7 protein-coding genes are annotated in these 18888 nt (G+C 59.7%); 3 read left to right on the forward strand and 4 right to left on the reverse strand.

Going from position 1 to position 18888, the window contains the following annotated elements:
- Positions 1-124: 124 nt before the first annotated feature.
- The gene (locus tag CDV46_RS04280) at positions 125-643 is read left to right on the forward strand and encodes a sugar ABC transporter (protein ID WP_087722027.1); all 519 of its coding nucleotides are present in this window, start codon (positions 125-127) and stop codon (positions 641-643) included.
- Between the two features lie 93 nt (positions 644-736).
- Positions 737-1576, forward strand: a complete 840-nt coding sequence (locus tag CDV46_RS04285; RefSeq protein WP_087721885.1) for an MBL fold metallo-hydrolase — start codon at positions 737-739, stop codon at positions 1574-1576.
- Positions 1577-1647: 71 nt separating this feature from the next.
- On the opposite strand, the gene CDV46_RS04290 is transcribed toward CDV46_RS04285, so the two are convergent.
- From CDV46_RS04290 to CDV46_RS04305, 3 genes are all read right to left on the reverse strand, one after another.
- Positions 1648-3192: an amino acid permease gene (locus CDV46_RS04290; RefSeq protein WP_087721886.1), complete on the reverse strand. Its 1545-nt coding sequence runs from the start codon at positions 3190-3192 to the stop codon at positions 1648-1650.
- Between the two features lie 1311 nt (positions 3193-4503).
- Positions 4504-4782 (reverse strand): hypothetical protein, encoded by a 279-nt coding sequence (locus CDV46_RS04300; RefSeq protein ID WP_087721888.1) that lies wholly within the window; start codon positions 4780-4782, stop codon positions 4504-4506.
- Positions 4782-14081, reverse strand: coding sequence for a hemagglutinin repeat-containing protein (locus CDV46_RS04305; protein WP_087721889.1), 9300 nt, complete (start codon positions 14079-14081; stop codon positions 4782-4784). Before CDV46_RS04305 ends, CDV46_RS04300 begins: the two co-directional genes overlap by 1 nt.
- 332 nt (positions 14082-14413) lie before the next feature.
- Here CDV46_RS04305 and CDV46_RS04310 point away from each other — a divergent pair, with 332 nt between their 5' ends.
- Positions 14414-16192: a ShlB/FhaC/HecB family hemolysin secretion/activation protein gene (locus tag CDV46_RS04310; protein ID WP_087721890.1), complete on the forward strand. Its 1779-nt coding sequence runs from the start codon at positions 14414-14416 to the stop codon at positions 16190-16192.
- A 139-nt stretch (positions 16193-16331) separates the two neighbouring features.
- On the opposite strand, the gene gyrB is transcribed toward CDV46_RS04310, so the two are convergent.
- Positions 16332-18809, reverse strand: coding sequence for a DNA topoisomerase (ATP-hydrolyzing) subunit B (gyrB, locus tag CDV46_RS04315; protein ID WP_087690640.1), 2478 nt, complete (start codon positions 18807-18809; stop codon positions 16332-16334).
- Between the last annotated feature and the right edge of the window lie 79 nt (positions 18810-18888).

Here is an 18888-nt window from a genome sequence, read left to right on the forward strand (position 1 = left end):
AACATCACTGAAGGCTGACTTTATATCGATGTGAAGGCCGAAAACATCAGATTAGCATTACGTTAATGCAATGAGCATGCGTTTTTTCACCAGCGAATGCTCATCGGTCACTAAGGAAAATCTGATGATCTATACCGTGGAATGCAGCTACGCCGACGCCGAAAGCGAAGCCGAATGGAACGACTTCTACAGCCTTGAGAAGCTGCCCGCGCTCATCTCGGTCACGGGCTTTCACACGTCCCAGCGCTTCAAAGCGATCAGCGACGGTTGCCCCGTTTATCTGGCGATCCACACGATTGATGGGCGCGATGTTTTGACGGGCGACGAGTATCGCCAGAAGGGCGGCGGCAATTTCGCGAAGTGGCAGGAACACATCACGGATTGGCATCGCAATCTGTATGACGGCATGGGTCTTGCCCCGGCGGTGAATGACGACGAGATTCTCGCGCTTTGCGCGAATGGGCCTGAGCCGCTGATTCAAATGGGGCTTGCGCCGTTAGCCATGCACGCCGTTGCGCTGGAAATGTTTCCGGTGCGGCGTTGGCTTGCGGTGTTGTCTCGGACGGATGTGCCACGTGTCGAGTCCATCGCAGAAGGTGTCCATCTTTACTTGCCTATGGCCGCGCAACTGACAAGCGCCTGACTATGCGTTCCGGGGAGCGCGCCGGAAGCTGCTGCGCCAACGTCCTTAACCCCAAACATTCACACCCGCAATTAGTCGTTCTGGAGCCGCCCTGTGTCCAACCTCATCTTTCCCAGTCAGCAAGTCGGGGAATTCACGATTACCGCCGTCAGCGACGGCTATCTCACCGCCAGCCTAGACTTCCTCGCGAATATCGAGGCGTCGGAAGCCGCCAGACTCCAAAGTGATGCCGGGCAGAAGGCACCCGACGCCGTGCATATCAACTGCTACGTGGTGCGCGGCGCTGGCCGCACGATTCTCATCGATGGCGGGGCGGGCGGCATCAAGCAATGGGGCGGGCGCTTGAAAACCAACTTGTTGCTTGCCGGCATCGAGCCGTCGTCGATCGACACCATTCTGTTGACTCATGCGCATCCGGATCATGTCGGCGGGCTGGTGAATGCCGATGGGGCGACTGCCTTCCCGAACGCGGAGCTTGTGGTGCATCAGCGGGAGATCCGGTTCTGGCAGGACGACGGCAACCTGAGTCGTGCCAGCGAGCGGGCACGCGGTAATTTCCTGATCGCGCGTCAGGTGTTCGACGGCTATCGCGACAGAGTTCGTACGTTCGATACGGGCGATGTGCTGCCGGGTATCAGCGCGATGCCGCTGCCGGGGCATACGGATGGGCACACCGGCTATCTCATCGAATCCGGCAATCAAGGCGTGCTGGTCTGGGGCGATATCGTTCATTTCCCGCACATCCAGATTCAACGGCCGGACGTGACGATTGCCTTCGATCAGGATGCGACGATGGCGGCGGACACACGATCACGGCTTCTGGATAGGGTCAGTGCCGAGGGATTGATGATCGCCGGGATGCATCTGGGCGAACTTGGCTTCGCGAGAATCAAGCGAACAGGCGGGGAGTACGGGTTGATTTACGAGGCGTGAGATTTAAAAAGAAGGGCCTTGAATATCAAGGCCCTTCTTTTTTGTTGCAACGGCAGTGGTATTGAAACGCGCTATGCGACTTCGGTAGCCGCGCCAGACGCCGGGGCCTCTGCGCGGTTGCGGGCCCGCGCATCCGGGAATTTCATTTCACGGTACTTCACGAAGCGCGATCCTTTCACCAGCCGGTAGCCCGCCCAAATCACCAGGAACAGCGGAATGCCGATGTACGTCGCGACCACGCCGCCCCAATCGATCTTGTCTTGCAGGAACGCCTGATAGTTCTGGCCAAGCGTGATGATCAGACACAGCACGAACGCGAAGATCGGACCGAACGGGAAGAACGGCGACACATAGGGCAGGTTGGCCAGATCGTGACCCTGCTTGATATAACCGCGACGGAATCGATAGTGACTGATCGCGATACCCAGCCACGCGATGAAGCCCGTCATGCCGGAGGTGTTGAGCAGCCAGATATAGACGGCGTTGGGACTGAACACGAAGGTAAAGAAGCACAAGGCCGCGACAGTGGCCGTCGCCAGCAGCGCCCACATCGGCACGCCATTTCGCGAGATTTGACCGAAGATGCGCGGGGCCTTGCCATCGCGCGCGAGGCTGAAGAGCATGCGCGTCGCGGCGTACATGCCCGAGTTACCTGCCGACAGGATCGAGGTCAGCACCACCGCGTTCATGACCGACGCCGCGCCCAGCAGCCCGGCACGCTCGAAGATCAGGGCGAACGGGCTGACGCTGATGTCGCTCACGTCGTTACGCAGCAGATGCGGATCGGTGTACGGGATCAGCAGGCCGATCACCAGAATTGCCGCCACGTAGAAGAGCAGGATGCGCCAGAACACCTGACGCACAGCGCGCGGCAGGTTGCGTGCGGGGTCTTTGGATTCACCGGCGGCGATGCCGATGAGTTCGGTGCCTTGAAACGAAAAGCCGACGACCATCGCCACGCCGATCAGCGCGGCGAAACCTCCCGCGAAGGGAGCATCGCCCACGGTCCAGTTAGCGAGGCCACCGGTCTCGCCGCCACGAATGATGCCGAGCAGCATCATGACGCCCATTGCCACGAAGGCCAGCACGGCGACGACCTTGATCAGCGCGAACCAGAATTCGGCTTCACCGAAGCCGCGCGCCGAGAGGGCGTTCAGACCGAAGGTGATCGCGAGGAACAACGCACTCCAGTAGACGCCCGGTATGTCGGGGAACCAGTACGCCATGACCAGTTGCGCGGCGACCAGATCCACCGCGACGGTGACGGCCCAGTTGTACCAATAATTCCAGCCCAGCGCGAAGCCGAAGCCTTCTTCGACATAGCGCGCGCCGTACGTCGAGAACGAGCCGGACACCGGCATGGCAGCGGCCAATTCGCCCAGACTGGTCATCAGGAAATAGACCATGATGCCGATCAGCACATAACCTAGCAGCGCACCGCCGGGGCCCGCCTGCGCGATGGTGGCGCCGGAGGCCACGAACAAGCCTGTGCCGATCGACCCGCCCACCGCGATCATCGTCAGGTGGCGCGCCGACAGCGTCCGTCGCAGTTCGCCCGGGGCAGAAGCCCCCGCCTTGCCGCCCTCGCGGTGCGGCTCGTGTTCCGATGGTGCCAACGTCGTGTTCCTTTCGTGATGAATGTGATGTGATCGATGTGGGCTGATCGAGGTGAGGCGATCAGTGCGAAACGATCATGCGTGCGGATAAAGAAAAGGCCTTGAGTGATCAAGGCCTTTTCTTTATCCGTCGCGCTTATGTCTTACCGGTTCGATGCCACAGCAGGCCAGATGCCCCTGCGTTGTCGTTGCGTCGAACCGTCGTGAAACGGCGGCGCCAGTTGCACACACTCTGGCGCCTTGGGCGTAAGGCACCACAGTCCATGCAACTGTAGGCCCAGAAAATCAACGAGTTACCGTTGCGATCGCCAATGGGCGCTTATGGTAACACCACAGGTCCTGCGACCAACCTATCGCCACGCTGGCGTCGTCGCATAGGTGAGGCATCTGGAGCGGATGAGGGTCGAACAGGTAGCAGCGCTATCGGCAGTGTGCGCGCCAAGCGCACCATCTAAACCCGATCATCGTCATATTGTCGCCAGCACGCCACCTATCCCATGATGCTTACGCTGGCAAACCCCGTGACGACTCCGGCCAGCGCCGGGTTCATCAACTCAGGCGCTATCGCCCTGTTCTCTTTTTTTCACTAAACCATGTCACTGTGCCTGCGAACAAGCTGAACAAGACCACGAACATGGCCATTCGGCCCGTTCGATCCCAAGTCGGCAATTGATATGGGATGTCGTGAAACAACCATTGCAATGCGGGTCCCACAGCAAGTTCGATAATAACGACGCTGACCCCCATACCCATAAACCAGAAGAGGAAATAATACGTCCAGCGAAATAGTTCGAAATGTTTTTTTAATCTCATTTCTTGCCGGCTCTACCAATCTTTTCCATCTCTGTTATTCGAATGGATGCCATATTTTATCTGCCATAACCGCCAAGAGACTAGGTTTTATAATTGAATGTAAATATCCCGAAGCCTTAGAATGGATTTCGGCAGGCTGACTATTTGCACGACTTAATCGTCGTTGCGTCGTATCTCATACCAATGAGCACCACCGGCACTCCTTTGTAATCTGCGACGCTCGGATGAATTTCCGCGATCATGCCAGTTTCATAGACATCAAATTAAGATAGATTGTCGCCGGGATCGGAAGCACAGGGCCCGAAATAACTGGAGCAGGAGAACAGCAAGTCAAACACGAAGTAGTCCGAATCCTGAGGCCTCGTATGATGGAGCTTGTGAACCTGCGATCCAGAATTCAGGTTGCTCAGGGCGCTGCAGATTCTCGTTCCTTCATTACCGAAAATTTCTAGTTACTGAACTCTGATTTAGTTATCGACCGGCTCTGGTTCGGACCTTTTAGTCTTCATCACCTGCAATCGGAAGCCCTTCAAGTAAGAGTTCAAATTGCGCCAATCGGTGCGACACGCCTCTTATCGACTGAATGTTTGACTCCATTTCCCACCTAGCCAAGCCCAGATCGCGAGGTTGAACTATCCGACCCGCCCGGGCATCCTCAATAGCCTCAACTAACGGAGGATAGTCGCTCAACCAATCTACGTCTGCATTTCTACCGAGATTCGCTTGAATTTCAACATCCAGGAGCTCCGCATATTTTCTTAATTTTACTTTATCCATTAGCGCAATCCCTTTATCTCGCCGATCTTATTCGAATTTGGATCTGTCCACTGCGTGCGATTAGGCACGAGTATCTGTTGCGCACCGCCCGGCACCGAATAGGCACCCTGCTGAACAGGGGCGACTTGGCTCGAAAATGCTACAGGTGTCGTTTTCGGCAGAGGGGACATCGAATAAACGTCGAACCCCAACTGCGAGCCCCTAATAGCCTGCTCAGCAGGTAATCCAAGTTTTGCAGCAATCTGGTCTGCCGGCAATTTCGATAACGATTCGTACTCCGATCGCGTCATAAAGTACGGTGACGTTCCGCCTACTACGTCGCCAGAGTACATTCCCTTCGGCACAATTTTTATCAACTCGGTGTTTGCGCCAACGTCGAACTTCGTTGGCAACGCCGTCCCTGAATTGATCAGGTTTCTCGTATATCGTATCGCATCATCTTGTGCGTATCCTGCCGCAAGATATACGTCCACTATCGCCTGTGCTTGCGGTGTTTGCATAACGGCGGCAGACACCTGAACGCCTTGAGTTCCGAATTTCTCTGTTGTGTAGGTCAGGCGGGCCGCTTCGTTAAATGCGGCAACCTGTTTTCCCGCTTGCGTTTGTATCAGAGAACCTGTGGCTACTCCGCCCAAACTCAATGCGCCATATGCCAACGTTGCCGAATGAGAATCCAAGCCTAAGCCCTGAAGTACGCGCTCTCCGTACGTGAGTGCGGAATCTCCATTGACAAACTGAGCAAAACCAGCCTTTGAATAATCAAGGCTCGTGCCAGCAACCAGCGCACCTGCACCGCACGCCAAAATGCTAGCGCATCCAGCTCCAATTGCGGCAGCAGCCGTGGCGGCCCCCAAGACGCCTTGCACCGCACCAACAGCACGATTACTGATCTGGTAGCGATCGAATTTGTCATTCAGGCTATCTATGGTGGTATAACCATCAAAAGCACCAGCCCGCTTTAACAAACTCTGCTCTGCCGTGAATGCTGCCCCGTCAATCTGCATCTGAAGCAATACGGACTTGGTTGGATCCCCGTCGGGAACACCGTCGGCACAGCGGACTAACGTACAACTCGCCGCAGCCAACTTATATTGCTCTTCCGGTGATTTGCCTTGCTGCAATTGCTTAAGTTTTTGCTCCTCCGTCGGATGCAACTGCCGGTTAAACCGATCGACGTTATACCCAGTAAACGCCCCCGAACTCCCACCAACCGCCGCACCGACTGCCGTGCCAACCCCAGTCGCCACAATCTGCGCCAACGCCTGATCAATATCAGCATTCCCTGTCGGATGCGAGTTCTTGATCTGATCGCTCAGGTCGTTCAAAACGCCCCCCAGCTTCGACGTCGCACCCGCACCCAAAGCACCACCCAAGGCATTGCCACCGCCCAGCCCCGCAACGATCGCGCCCCCTGCCGCGTGCATGGCTGCACGGTAATCGCCGCCTTCCTTCCAGTCATCTGCCTCTTTCTGGTATTGCGCCTTCAACTCCGGATCTGCCGTGCCGTCGGCTAGCTTTTGCGCCGCATCTCGCTTCTTATCCGCATACGTCCCAATATCCCGCGCCACCGCTTCACCGGCCGCCGTCGCCGCCGCCATCAATCGCGACTGGTCGCCCAGCAGCTGCTGCAGATCCGGCGTGCGACTCACTGTGTCATTCAGGTTTGTCGTGTCGCGATTCAGACTCGCCAGGTCTTGCGTCTGGCTGGCACCGTTCGTCAGCGTGATCGTTCCCTCGCTTACTCCGCTGCGCGTCGTGCCACGCTCGCTGCCACTCTCCGACTGCGGCAGCATCGGTGAAATGCCGCCCGTGTTCTTGCCGGACGAAGGCCCCGTCCTACGCTCGTTCGCGCCGCCGTTGCCCATCGTGAAGCCGCCGCCTACGCCAAAGCTGTTCGCGCTGTAGTCCGAGTGGTTCTCGATATCGGAGAACGTCAACGTGCCCGTCGTCAGTTGGTTCTTCGACGGATCCGCTGTGCTCGCGATGTACGCCCCCTTCAGGTCCGTATTACCGGCAACGTTGACGTCAAACCCACCGCTTCCCGCTTGAATCCCCGATTGCTCCACCACGCCCGCGTAGTTGCCGCTCGCATTGCCACGCGAATAGTTAAAGCTCCCCGACGCGCCTCCCATGCTGAGGTTCAGACCACCGCCCATGCTCTCCTGATGCGCTGAGCTCTCGCCAGTGTCTTGCACGCTCGCAATGTTCAGATCGCCGCCCACGCGCGCGATCACCTTGTCGGCGCTCACATTCCCGCCAACGATGTTCGTGTCGCCACCGCTCACGATCACGGCGGTGTTGCTCGCATTAATGTGGGAGTTGTTCTGGAATGTCGAATCCGAATTCGCGTCGCCGGTTGACTTCGAGAGCGAGGCCGACACGCCCCAGCCGCCTGTGCCGAACGACACGCCAAAGCTGCCGCCTTTCGATTCGTTGTCGCTGCGGGTCGACTCCGTGTCCTTGCTGCTGAGCACGTTGACCTGGTTGTTCGCTTGCAGCAAAACGTCCTTCGCATCGATGTTCGAACCGATGATGTTGACGCTGCCTTTGCCCGACGCTGCATCTCCTGTCGCTATGAACGCTGCGGTTCCACCGGCTTTGATGTTGCTCGACACGTTTTGCGTCGTATCGACGGATGATGTCGAATGGCTGCTCGACGAGCCAAAACTTAGCTCAATCTTGGCGTCCGGCATTTTGCCCGCCTCGAGCATGCTCAACGCGCCTTTCGCTTCACCGAACGCACCCACCGCGCCGCTGGCCGCAGCGTACCCGCGTAGCACGGAAACGCGTGCATCTCCCCCGGAGTTCGTTGCAGCGCTGACCTGATTGGTGACGTTCTGCACCGCATCGATCACCGGCGATTTCACCGCCAGCGTGAAGCCAGAACTCTTGTAGTCATGCGTCTCGTCGTGATGTTGACGCTCCACCGCCGACTCGATCGTGACGTTCTGACCAATACCGGTGATGTCCTTGCCCGCCATGATGTCGCTGCCGCGAACCAGCAGGTCGTTGCCTGCCACCATGCTCACGTTGCCATTCAGGCTGCCAACCAAGCTCCCGGTCTGCGTCACACTGCTGTCGTTGGTCCAATCGCGTTGCTCGTTGCTTCCGTACGAAACACCCACGCCGCCCGAAGACCCGAGGCCCGAATGCTTCTTCTCGTAGAAGGAACGACTCTCGCTCACGTTCTCGGCTGTCTCGATGCGAAGGTCGCGCCCTGCCTGCAACGCGACGTCGTTGGTACCGACCACCGTAGATCCACCGACGACAAGATCTTTGCCAGCCGCGATACCCACCGAATCGCCCGACACCGTCGAGCCCGCGGCAATGGTCTGATGCGAGCGCGCGTCCGATGTTTCCTCCGTCTTGGAGAGGAACCCGGAACTGCTGTCGTGCTGCCAATTGCTGCTGTCGTGTGTCTCCGACACCGCGCCGATTCTGACATCCCCCGTGGCAGCCAACGCCACGCTGCCGGTCCCTTGTGACGACACCGACGAGCCAAGTACCGACAGATTCCCCGTCCCGGACGATGCAGCCACCGGACTGACCTGATAAGTGCCGAGTACACCGTTGACGGCACTCGCCTGGCCCGCGCCGATCAACACGTTGTTACCCGCACTCACAGAGGCACCACTCACCGCTTCATCGAACGACGACTTGGTGTATTGCAACGACCCGCCGAATGAACGCTCGTCGTGCGAATGCGAATCCTTCACGGCAGTGATGGTCACATCGTTACCCGCGAGGACGGAAGCGCTCCCGCCCGCCACAATCGTCGCGCCGCTCAACGTCGTGTCGCGACCGGAAACCGTTACCAGGTTGCCACCCGCAGAAATCGCGCTGCCAACATGCTGCGTGACGATATCGCTCCCGCCGTTCTGACCATCGCTTGTGCCGACGGTTTGCGATTGTCCGACCGTCACCGTGTTCAGATTAACGTCGCGACCGGCAGCGACGATCACCGACCCGTCGCTGGCGATGGCCCCCGCGTTCAGTGTGACGTCGCGCCCGGCGATCACCGCCGCGCTATTCGTTCCCGAGATGATCCCGACTGCGCCCACCCCTGTGGCCGACGCCGACGACGAGAAGCCACCGTTGTTGGTGCCTGCCACTTGCGTCAACGTCGTCGACTCATTGATGACGTCGCGTCCGGCCTGCGCCACAACGTCCTTTCCACCAATGCGTCCGCCTGTGTTGCGAATGTCGCCAATCGCGGATAGGGCGGTCGTCCCGCCACTTCCGATCACGCCAAGGTTCACAATGGCGTCGCCCAAAATCGTGGTCGCTGTATCGCTGACGATCTGACCGCTGTTGCTGACCCCCTCCGTCGCTGCGAGCTTGACGCTGCCTCCGGACACAATAGCGCCCGAGTTGGTCAGGTCGACGGTGTTGGCTTGCGCAAGATAGACCTGCGGAACGAGCACGGACTGAACGGAGCCATCGGGCAATGTCACGTCCTGCGACACCAACCAAACCATGTCGGACGTCAACTGCTTCATCTGCGCTTCAGACAGCCCGACCCCGACACTCATCCCGAACTGTTTTCCGTAAGTCACGCCGTTGTTCAGCAGGGCCGTGTACTCGTCGAGATAGTTGGTGTAGCCCGCGAGCAGCGTCTTGCCCGTCAGTGCCGTGATCTGATCGCGAACCAGTTGGGTTTCGTAGAATCCATCACCGATACGCTTTTGCGTCGCCTGCGGATCGAGCCCCAGTTGACCGAGCATGTAGTCGCTCGAAATGAATTTTCCGTAGTCGGTAAACCGCGAATCGGTCGCGACCAGATAGGTCTGTCCCGGCGCCGTTCGCAACTGGAACAGTCCATTGCGTGGCAGCGTCAGGCCGGGAATCGCCTGCGCAGAAGAACCGAGTGTCTGACGGTTCGCGACTGCGCCGGACAAATTGCCGAGCTGTGTCCCCGACGCGTTGCCGCCGGTCACGCCTGCGCTTCCCACGGTATTTCCGGAAGGATCGACGCTAGACACCGCAATACTGCGCCCGCTCGATTGAACCGATTGGTTGCCGGAGGCAATCGCGGGCAGCGACGCCAGCGTCACGGGCGGCAGCGGCGTGACCGGATAAGCCACGGTCACTTCCTCACTGTCGCCGCCCGACTTTTGATGCCAGTAAAAGGTCGACGTTTGCGTTTGCGAGACCGTTTCCTGCAACGTAATCCCTACATCGTTGACCGATCCACCCGTTGCCCGCCGAATCAAATCACGCCCAGCCGTCATCGTCGACGACTGGTTGTTGACGACACCGCCATCGGCGTTGATGCGGATAGAACCTTGGGCCTGAAGCTTCGCCTCAGGTGTTGCGCTAATCAACTCGTCACGCGTTCGCGTCGTGGTAATGACGCGCACGGTCTCGTTGTAGTCGCGTTGATCTATCCCCAAGTCGCCTCGAGAAATCGCCTGATCCGGACGGATCATCGTATTCGGATCCCAGTCCGGCCAGAAGGTGATGCGGTATGTCGCCCCGTTGTCGACGATGTTGTTGTAATGCTGCGTGGGATTCTTGCCCACCTCACGCGTCTTCGTGGTCGACTGACACTGACCATGGTCGTCGCACGGCCCCTGACCGTAGGTCGTGAGATCCTGATACGACTCTTCGAGCGGCTTCGTCAGGCTGAACGTCTGCGCCGTCATGTTCAGGTTCGTCACCTGTGACTTCGGCACATCGACGGTGATCGGCACCGCAAGGCGTTGCAGCAGCATCGATGAAATAGGCGCTGCGCCCGCTCCCCAGACCCACTCCTTGAAAGTCAGGCTGGTGTGTGACTGTGTTTCCGTTCCGCCGATCAGCCCCGCTGTGTACAGGCCGTAGCCCTTCGTAGTGGACTCCGGCGTGCCCGGCTGCGTCACGATGCTCGTACGCGTGTTGTTCACGACACGCGCGGCGATGTCCAAATTGCCATCGGCGATGATGCTGGCCGAACGGTTGTTCAGTACGCCGATTTGATTAGCAAGCAGACCCGCACCGTCACGTGTGCCGTCCCGCGCGATCTCGATATCGCCAATGCTGTACATCAACGCGCCGTCGTAATTCGACACGGAATTCGACGTGTACAGCGCAAGGCGTCGCGCGCCGCCCATGACAGCCCCCGCACCATTGTTCTCGATGTCGGTCGCGTTGACCTGCACGTCGTTGCCCAGCAACGCGTTCGTATTGACGAAGCTGCCGGCCTGAAGGCGAACCGTGTCACCGCTGACGCTACCGGCGTTGGAGAACAACCCGTCGGCGCTCAGGCGCGTTGTCGCGGCGTTGAAGCCTCCGCCCGCCGCGTTGACGATCTCCGCAGCGTGAATATCCAGTGTTCCAGGGGCGCTGAATGCGCCGGTGTTCGTCAAACGGCCTGTGGAGGTCAGTTTGAGCACGCCGTCGGCCCGCAGATGGTTGGCGGACGAGTTCACGTAATCGCCAATCGCGGCCAGCGTCAGGTTGCGTCCGGCCGTCATCTGGCCCGCGCCGCTCATGACACCGCCCACGCCGACATCCTGATTCGAGCGGATCACGCCGCCCGCGTTGTCCAATGACGCAACCTGAAGGGCAACGTCGCCTGCACTCTCCAGGGTGCCGCCCGCATTGACGACGCTTGCGCTTGTCTTCGTCGCGGTAAGCGACGTGCCGCCGAACACGCGCCCCCCCGTGTTGTCGATAGCACCGTCGACGCCGAGTGTGACCACACCGCCGCCGATGATCTTCCCGCCGGACACGTTGCTCAGCGATGCCGCCGCAACGGCAAGCTTGCCGTTGCCGCCGAGTGTTCCGCCCGCGTTGCCGATGTCGCGCGCTGCGGTGAGTGCCGTATCGCCATCGCCCGCGTTCGTGATCTGCCCCGACGCGTTGGCGATGCTGGCGGCGGTGACGGTCAGCGTATCGTGCGCGCCGTTGGCACTGATGCGCCCGCCGGTGTTCGTCAGCACACCCTTGGCGTCTACGCTCACATTACCGGCAGCTTGAAGAGAGCCCGCCGCGTTGTCGACATCGCCATCTGCCGAGACCGTAAGGCCCCGGGTGCCGTAGACCTTGCCGCCATCGCGATTTCGAAGGTATGACGTCGACGAGAGCGTCGCTGTGCCTCCCGCGCTCAGGTCGCCTGCCGTGTTGTCGATGCGTGCCGCCGTCAGGGTCAGGGCGCCGAGACTGCCAAGAACGCCCGACACGTTCGTGAACCCACTTTTTGCGAGGACGTTCAGCACGCCGCTGCCAAGATGGCTGACCTTGCCGCTATCGTTCGCCAGATCGCCGGCGTCTAGCGTCAGGCTGTTGGCGTTCGAGGCCACATTCCCACTGGCGTTATCGAAGAGGCCGCCTACCTTGATGGTCTGCACTGCCTGGCCGTACTGCTTGATCTGCCCGCCACCGTTCGAGGCGTTGCCCGTGACCGTCAGCGACAAGGTATCGGCATCGATCAAACCGTCCCGATTGTCCAAGCTGCCGGATTGGAGCCTGGACGTCGTCGCGGAGACCACGCCCTGCCGATTGATCAGCGCACCGCTCAGCGTGGCGTCGATATGCTCGCCGGAGACGGTCCCGCCGGTGTTGTCCAACTGGCGGGCGGTGACGTTCAACGCCTTGCCCGCTACGATCTGCGCCGCATTGACCAGCGAATCGGCATGTACCTTGAGGTCGCCGTTGCCGCCGATCACACCGCCAGTCTTGCCGCCTGCGGTCGTCCCGCCTGCGTTTCGAAGTTCGCCGTCGACGTCGAGGGTCGCGTCGTCGCCCGAAAGCGAAATGACTCTTCCTGCCGAGTTGTCCAGCGAAGCGCCCTTGATCTTCAGCGCCGCACCGGATTGCAGCAACCCGCGCTGGTTGTCGATGTCCGTGCCGCTGACATCCAGACGGGTCGTGGCGACCGATTGCGCGTCGCGGTTGTCGATCCGCCCCAACGCGGCCAGCGTGATGGTGTTGGCAGCCAGATTGCCGCTCGCATTCAGCAGATGCTGCGCGGCACTGATCTTCAGCGCGTTAGACGCCGAGACGATGGCGCGTTGGATGTCGATATCCCCCGCTTGCGATGTCAGTGTGAGGCCGCCGCTCGCGTCAGTCCGGCTGCCCGACAGGTCCAGCGCACTGCCCGTGATGCTCAGATCGCCTCGCGCGACGTTGCGCCCGGTTGCCGTCACCTTGCCGGAAGCCGCGAGGTTCAGATTGCCGGCGAGTGTCGCCTGACCATCCGCGTCGATACCCGCACCCAACGTCCCATCCGATGCCACGCTCGCGGCCTGCACAGCAACGTTGCCCGCAGCACTCAGCAGACCACGGTTTTCGAGTGCTCCGCCGGTACGCACGTCAGCACCTCTGCCCGCGTACATGCTGCCCTGGTTGTCGATCCCGTCGCGCGCGTTGAGCGCGAGATTCCCACTGGCCTCGGTCTTCCCGGCATTGATGAGCTTGCCCTGCGTCGTCAACGTCAGATCGCCGGCCTGCGCGGCGACCACGCCCTTGTTGGAAACGCCAACGCCGTTTTCCGTACCCACGAGGAAGATGCGCTGCGCGTACATGCCGCCGAGTTGCCCAACATCGATGGAAACATCCGGGGTTGCGCCGTCACCAGCCATCTTCTGGACGGCCAAAGTGTCGTGATCGACGCGATTCGTGCCCGTCACGACATTGAGTTGCTTCGCGTGCAACGCCGCGTTGACCTGCACCGCACGCGCGATGAGATCGACCTGATCGACATTACCGGCGTTCAAACCATCGCCTTGAATCGTCAGACGGCCGCCATTGACCTGATAGCCGGTCAGACTGCCGTCCGCCCCCATGATGGGGATACCGGTCGTCAACACTGCGCGCGTCGTGTTGATGAATCCACCACCGTCAACCATGATGCCCGCGCTATTCGCGACCACCACCTGCGCAGCTTTGCCCGCGACTTCGAGATATCCGCGTAGCTGGCTGGGTGAATTGCTGTTCACCTGATTGAGAATGACGCGCGCCGCCTGGTCACGCGCGAGGTTCGGATTGCCGTTGATGTAACCGGCCTGCTGCGTGTTCACGACGGTCGGCGAATTGTTCAGAATCACGCCCTGACGCGGCACGTCGAATTGCGAATAGACGTTCTTGGAAACGCCGGCGGCCGTGGGCGCCGTGATGTTGACCTGCTGCAATCCATTGGCGGTTTGCACGACACTCGGGCCCTGACCTCCCGGCGCCGCCACGACCTGTGCGCGCACCGATATCGGCGCAATGATCTGCGCGAGCACCAGGGCGCGAACAATGCCTCGCTGCAACCCCACTTCCAAAGCACTTCCCCGAAGCACGCCTTTGGCGCGCTGATTGACATGTGTTTTCATCTGATCTTTGTACGACTGTTCTTATGTGGGTCTTCGCCCAGTGTTTTACTTCTATCGATACAAACTTCGCATACCGAATAGTACTCAGAATTTCAGTATTCATTCGCATTGCCAACTGATCTTTCTAAAATCACTCAATATCGGTAATATCCGAAAAAATAAATAATCCGAATCAATACCGCCGGGGATCATGTTAGATTTCGACGCCTGATGTAAGGCGCGTCCAACACAGGACGCGCACATCCCACCCCTTGACGTCCCGCATCGACCCGAAGCATCGGGCCGGGATGGTGCTCGTCTTATTTCCGCGATTCCTTCTCTGTCGCTTCCGAATGAATTCCGCATCGAGTTGCTTTGCCGTAACCGTCCATCGCCAACTTGCCATCGTGGCGCTGGCATTCGCCTCGTTGCCATTTCAGGCGACGGCGCAAACTTCGCCTTCTGCGCCAGCGGTCGACGCAGCGGTGTCAAATGCGCGTCAGCAGCAACTTCTGGAACAGCAGCGCCAAGCGCAAGAACGTGCGGCGGCGATCGGGGCGCCAGTCGTTCGCTCCGAGTTGCCCCCGTCCGACGGATTCCCTACGCTTGCAACGGAAGCACCTTGCTTTCGAATTGAGAAGTTCTCGCTGGAGGTGCCCGCAACGCTTCCGAAACACGCTCGGTCCGCCGGGGCATCGGCCCTTCCGATGGACCCGTTTGCGTTTGCGGCTACCTGGCTCTCCCACTATCGTGGCCAGTGTCTGGGACGTCGGGGCATCGCAACGATCACGGCCGGCCTGACGCAGGAGATTCTGGCCAAGGGCTACGTGACGACCCGTGTGCTCGTGCCTGAACAGGACCTCACCAGTGGCGAACTGAGGCTGGCCCTGATCCCCGGGATCATTCGGGATGTTCGTTTCTCCGATGCCACGCAATACGGTACGTGGCGCACCGCATTCCCGACGTCATCGGGTGAGATTCTTGAACTGCGCGATCTGGAGCAGGGATTGGAGCAAATGAAGCGGGTGGCAAGTCAGGACGTCACCATGCAGATCATGCCGACTGAAGCACCGGGAGAATCCGATGTCGTCATTGACGTCAATCGTACGAAGCGATGGAGCGTGGTGACGTCCATCGACAACTCGGGCTCAAGAGACACGGGAAAACTACAGGGTAACCTCGCACTCGGAATCGACAATCCGTTGGGCTTGAACGACATCCTCAACGTTGGCGCCAACCATGACCTGGCGTTTGCCGACAAGCGGTTCGGTTCGAACGGATGGAATGCCTTCTATTCAATTCCGTGGGGATACTGGACCGCCACACTGTCCGCCTACGCGAATCGGTACAACCAGCAGATCGCAGGGGTGAACGACACGTTCACGACTCGCGGGCAATCGCAGAACGTCGATCTCAAGCTGGCGCGCGTTCTCCAGCGTAGTCAAAGCAATGTATTGAGCGCTCAGTTCCGGTTGAGCAAACGCTTCGGGCGAAGCTACCTCGAAGACGCCGAGATCGATCAGCAGTACCGCAACAACACGTTCATCGAATTCGGGTTCGTCGATCGGCACTACATCGGCGCCGGGCAGTTCGACGGCAGCCTCATGTATCGACAAAGCGTTGCCGGATTGGGCGCTGCGCCGGACAACGCCTTGCCCGGCACGCCCACGTACCGCTTCAAGATGGCCGTGCTCGATGCCAACCTCTCACTGCCACTCGGTCAGTTGCCGTTACGCTATGTCACGACGTTCCACGGGCAATTCACTAGCGACGTGCTGCACTACATCGACGATTTGAGCATCGGCAGTCGATACACGGTGCGGGGGTTTGATGGCGAGTCGTCGTTGGCGGCTGAAAAGGGCTTCTACTGGCGCAACGAGTTGCAATGGGCGCTGGGTGCGTCCGGCGTCTCGCTGTTCGCTGGCGTCGATTACGGACGCGTGAGTGGTCCGAATGCCGTCTATCTCGCCGGCACACAACTCGCCGGGGCAGTCATTGGTGTGCGAGGCAATGCCAAGTTGCCATTCGGCTTTGTCGCCGGGGAGGTCTTTGCAGGAACGCCCGTCTATAAACCGAAGACGTTCCAGACCGCCCACGCAACAGTGGGTTTCTCGCTCACGGCGCAGTTCTGATTCGGTACCAAAGAAAAAGGGCCTAGCCATCGGCTAAGCCCTTAATTCTTGTGGTGCAACGAAGGCAGATCCGCAGAACGCCTTCGCAAGACTATGGCGCCAGTCGCAGTGACTCTGGCGCCATACGTCTACAAACGCCTTAAACGTCGATATTCCCAGCACGCAGTGCATTCGACTCGATGAACGCGCGACGCGGTTCGACGTCGTCGCCCATCAGCGTCGTGAAGATGCCGTCCGCAGCAATCGCGTCTTCGATCTGCACGCGCAGCAGGCGGCGAACGGTCGGGTCCATCGTGGTTTCCCACAGCTGCCCCGCGTTCATTTCGCCCAGCCCCTTGTAGCGCTGCTTCGACACGTTGCGCTCGGCATCGGCCATCAGCCACTTCATCGCGGCCTTGAAGTTCGCCACCGACTGCGAACGCTCGCCACGACGAATCGTCGCGCCTTCGCCGATCAAGCCCTTGAACGTCTCGGCCGTCTTCTGCAACTGCGCAAAGTCCGCCGATTGCAGGAAGTACGGATCGATCACGCTCACCTTCACGTTGCCATGGTGACGACGCATCACGCGCAGCGAAATCACCGGCTCCGCATTCTCGACGTCTTCCGTCACCGCCTTGATCGTGATCTCCGGCGCCAGCGGGTCGTCGCTCAATGCCGCTTCCAACGCCAGAGCCGACTTCGCTGCGGCTTCCTCAGTATCCAGACTGATCTCGACACCTTCGGTCACGGCGGTCAGCACCGACGCTTCGTACAGACGGCTCAGACGCTCGATCACGCTATCGGCCAACTGGTAGCTGCGCGTCAGCTCGCCCAGCGCATCGCCCGAAATCGGCGTCGCGCCCGTCGACGGCGTCAGCTCGGCATTGTTCATCGCCAGCTTCAGCATGTACGTGGCCAACTCGGCCTCGTCCTTGATGTAGCGCTCGTCCTTGTTGTGCTTGACCTTGTACAGCGGCGGCTGCGCGATGTAGATGTAACCACGCTCGATCAGCTCCGGCACCTGACGATAGAAGAACGTCAGCAGCAGCGTACGGATGTGCGCGCCGTCCACGTCAGCATCGGTCATGATGATGATGCGGTGATAACGCAGCTTGTCGATGTTGTAGTCGTCCTTGCCGATACCGCAACCCAGCGCGGTAATCAGCGTGACGATCTGCTCGCTCGAAATCAGCTTGTCGAAACGCGCCTTCTCAACGTTCAGCACCTTGCCGCGCAGCGGCAGAATGGCCTGGAACTTACGGTCGCGACCCTGCTTGGCCGAACCGCCTGCCGAGTCGCCCTCGACCACATAGATTTCGCACAGCGCCGGATCCTTCTCCTGGCAATCCGCCAGCTTGCCCGGCAAGCCAACGCCGTCGAGCACGCCCTTACGGCGCGTCATTTCACGTGCCTTGCGTGCTGCGTCGCGCGCACGCGCCGCTTCGACGATCTTGCCGCAAATGATCTTCGCGTCGTTCGGGGTCTCGAGCAGGAACTCTTCAAGCGCCTTCGCCACGTACTCTTCCACCGGCGCACGCACTTCGGACGACACCAGCTTGTCCTTCGTCTGCGACGAGAACTTCGGCTCCGGCACCTTCACCGACAACACGCAGGTCAGACCTTCGCGCATGTCGTCGCCGGTCGTCTCGACCTTGGCCTTCTTGGCCATCTCGTGCTCGTCGATGTACTTGTTGATCACGCGCGTCATGGCCGCGCGCAGACCGGTCAAGTGGCTGCCGCCGTCGCGCTGCGGAATGTTGTTCGTGAAGCACAGCACCGACTCGTTGTAGCTGTCGTTCCACTGCATCGCCACTTCCACGCCGATACCGTCGCGTTCGCCGATCACATGGAAGATGGTCGGGTGCAGCACCGACTTCGAGCGGTTGATGTACTCGACAAAGCCCTTCACGCCACCCGCGAAAGCGAAGTCTTCTTCCTTGCCCGTGCGCAGATCCGACAGGCGGATACGCACACCGTTGTTCAGGAAGGACAGCTCGCGCATACGCTTGGCGAGAATGTCGTAGTGGAATTCAACCTTGCCGAAGATCTCCTGATCCGCCAGGAAGTGCACTTCGGTACCGCGCTTGTCGGTATCGCCCAGCACCTTCAACGGCGAGGTCTCGACGCCATCGATGACTTCCAGCTCGCGGTTTTGCGGCACACCACGGTGGAATTCCATGAAGGACTTCTTGCCGTCGCGGCGCACCGTGAGCTTCAGGTACGTCGACAGTGCGTTCACGCACGACACGCCCACGCCGTGCAGACCGCCCGACACCTTGTAGCTGTTCTGGTCGAACTTGCCGCCCGCGTGCAACTCGGTCATCACGATTTCCGCAGCGCTACGCTTCGGCTCGTGCTTGTCGTCGAACTTGATGCCCGTGGGAATGCCGCGGCCGTTGTCGGTCACGGAGATGGAGTTGTCCGCGTGAATGATCACGTGGATGTCGTCGCAATAACCCGCCAGCGCCTCGTCGATCGAGTTATCCAGCACCTCGAACACCAGGTGATGCAGGCCCGTACCGTCCGACGTGTCGCCAATGTACATGCCTGGACGCTTGCGTACGGCCTCCAAACCTTCCAGGATCTGGATGGATGCTGCGCCGTAGCCGTTTTCGGCCTGTTTTTGCTGTTCGCTCATGACAATCTTCCGGTTACTGCGTCATTGCTGACGGTTTGCTGCTTCATGACCCTGTCGCTCCCAGGTACTTTTGGCACCC

It is taken from the genome of Pandoraea sp. PE-S2T-3 (genome assembly GCF_002179965.1).
GTDB lineage: Bacteria > Pseudomonadota > Gammaproteobacteria > Burkholderiales > Burkholderiaceae > Pandoraea.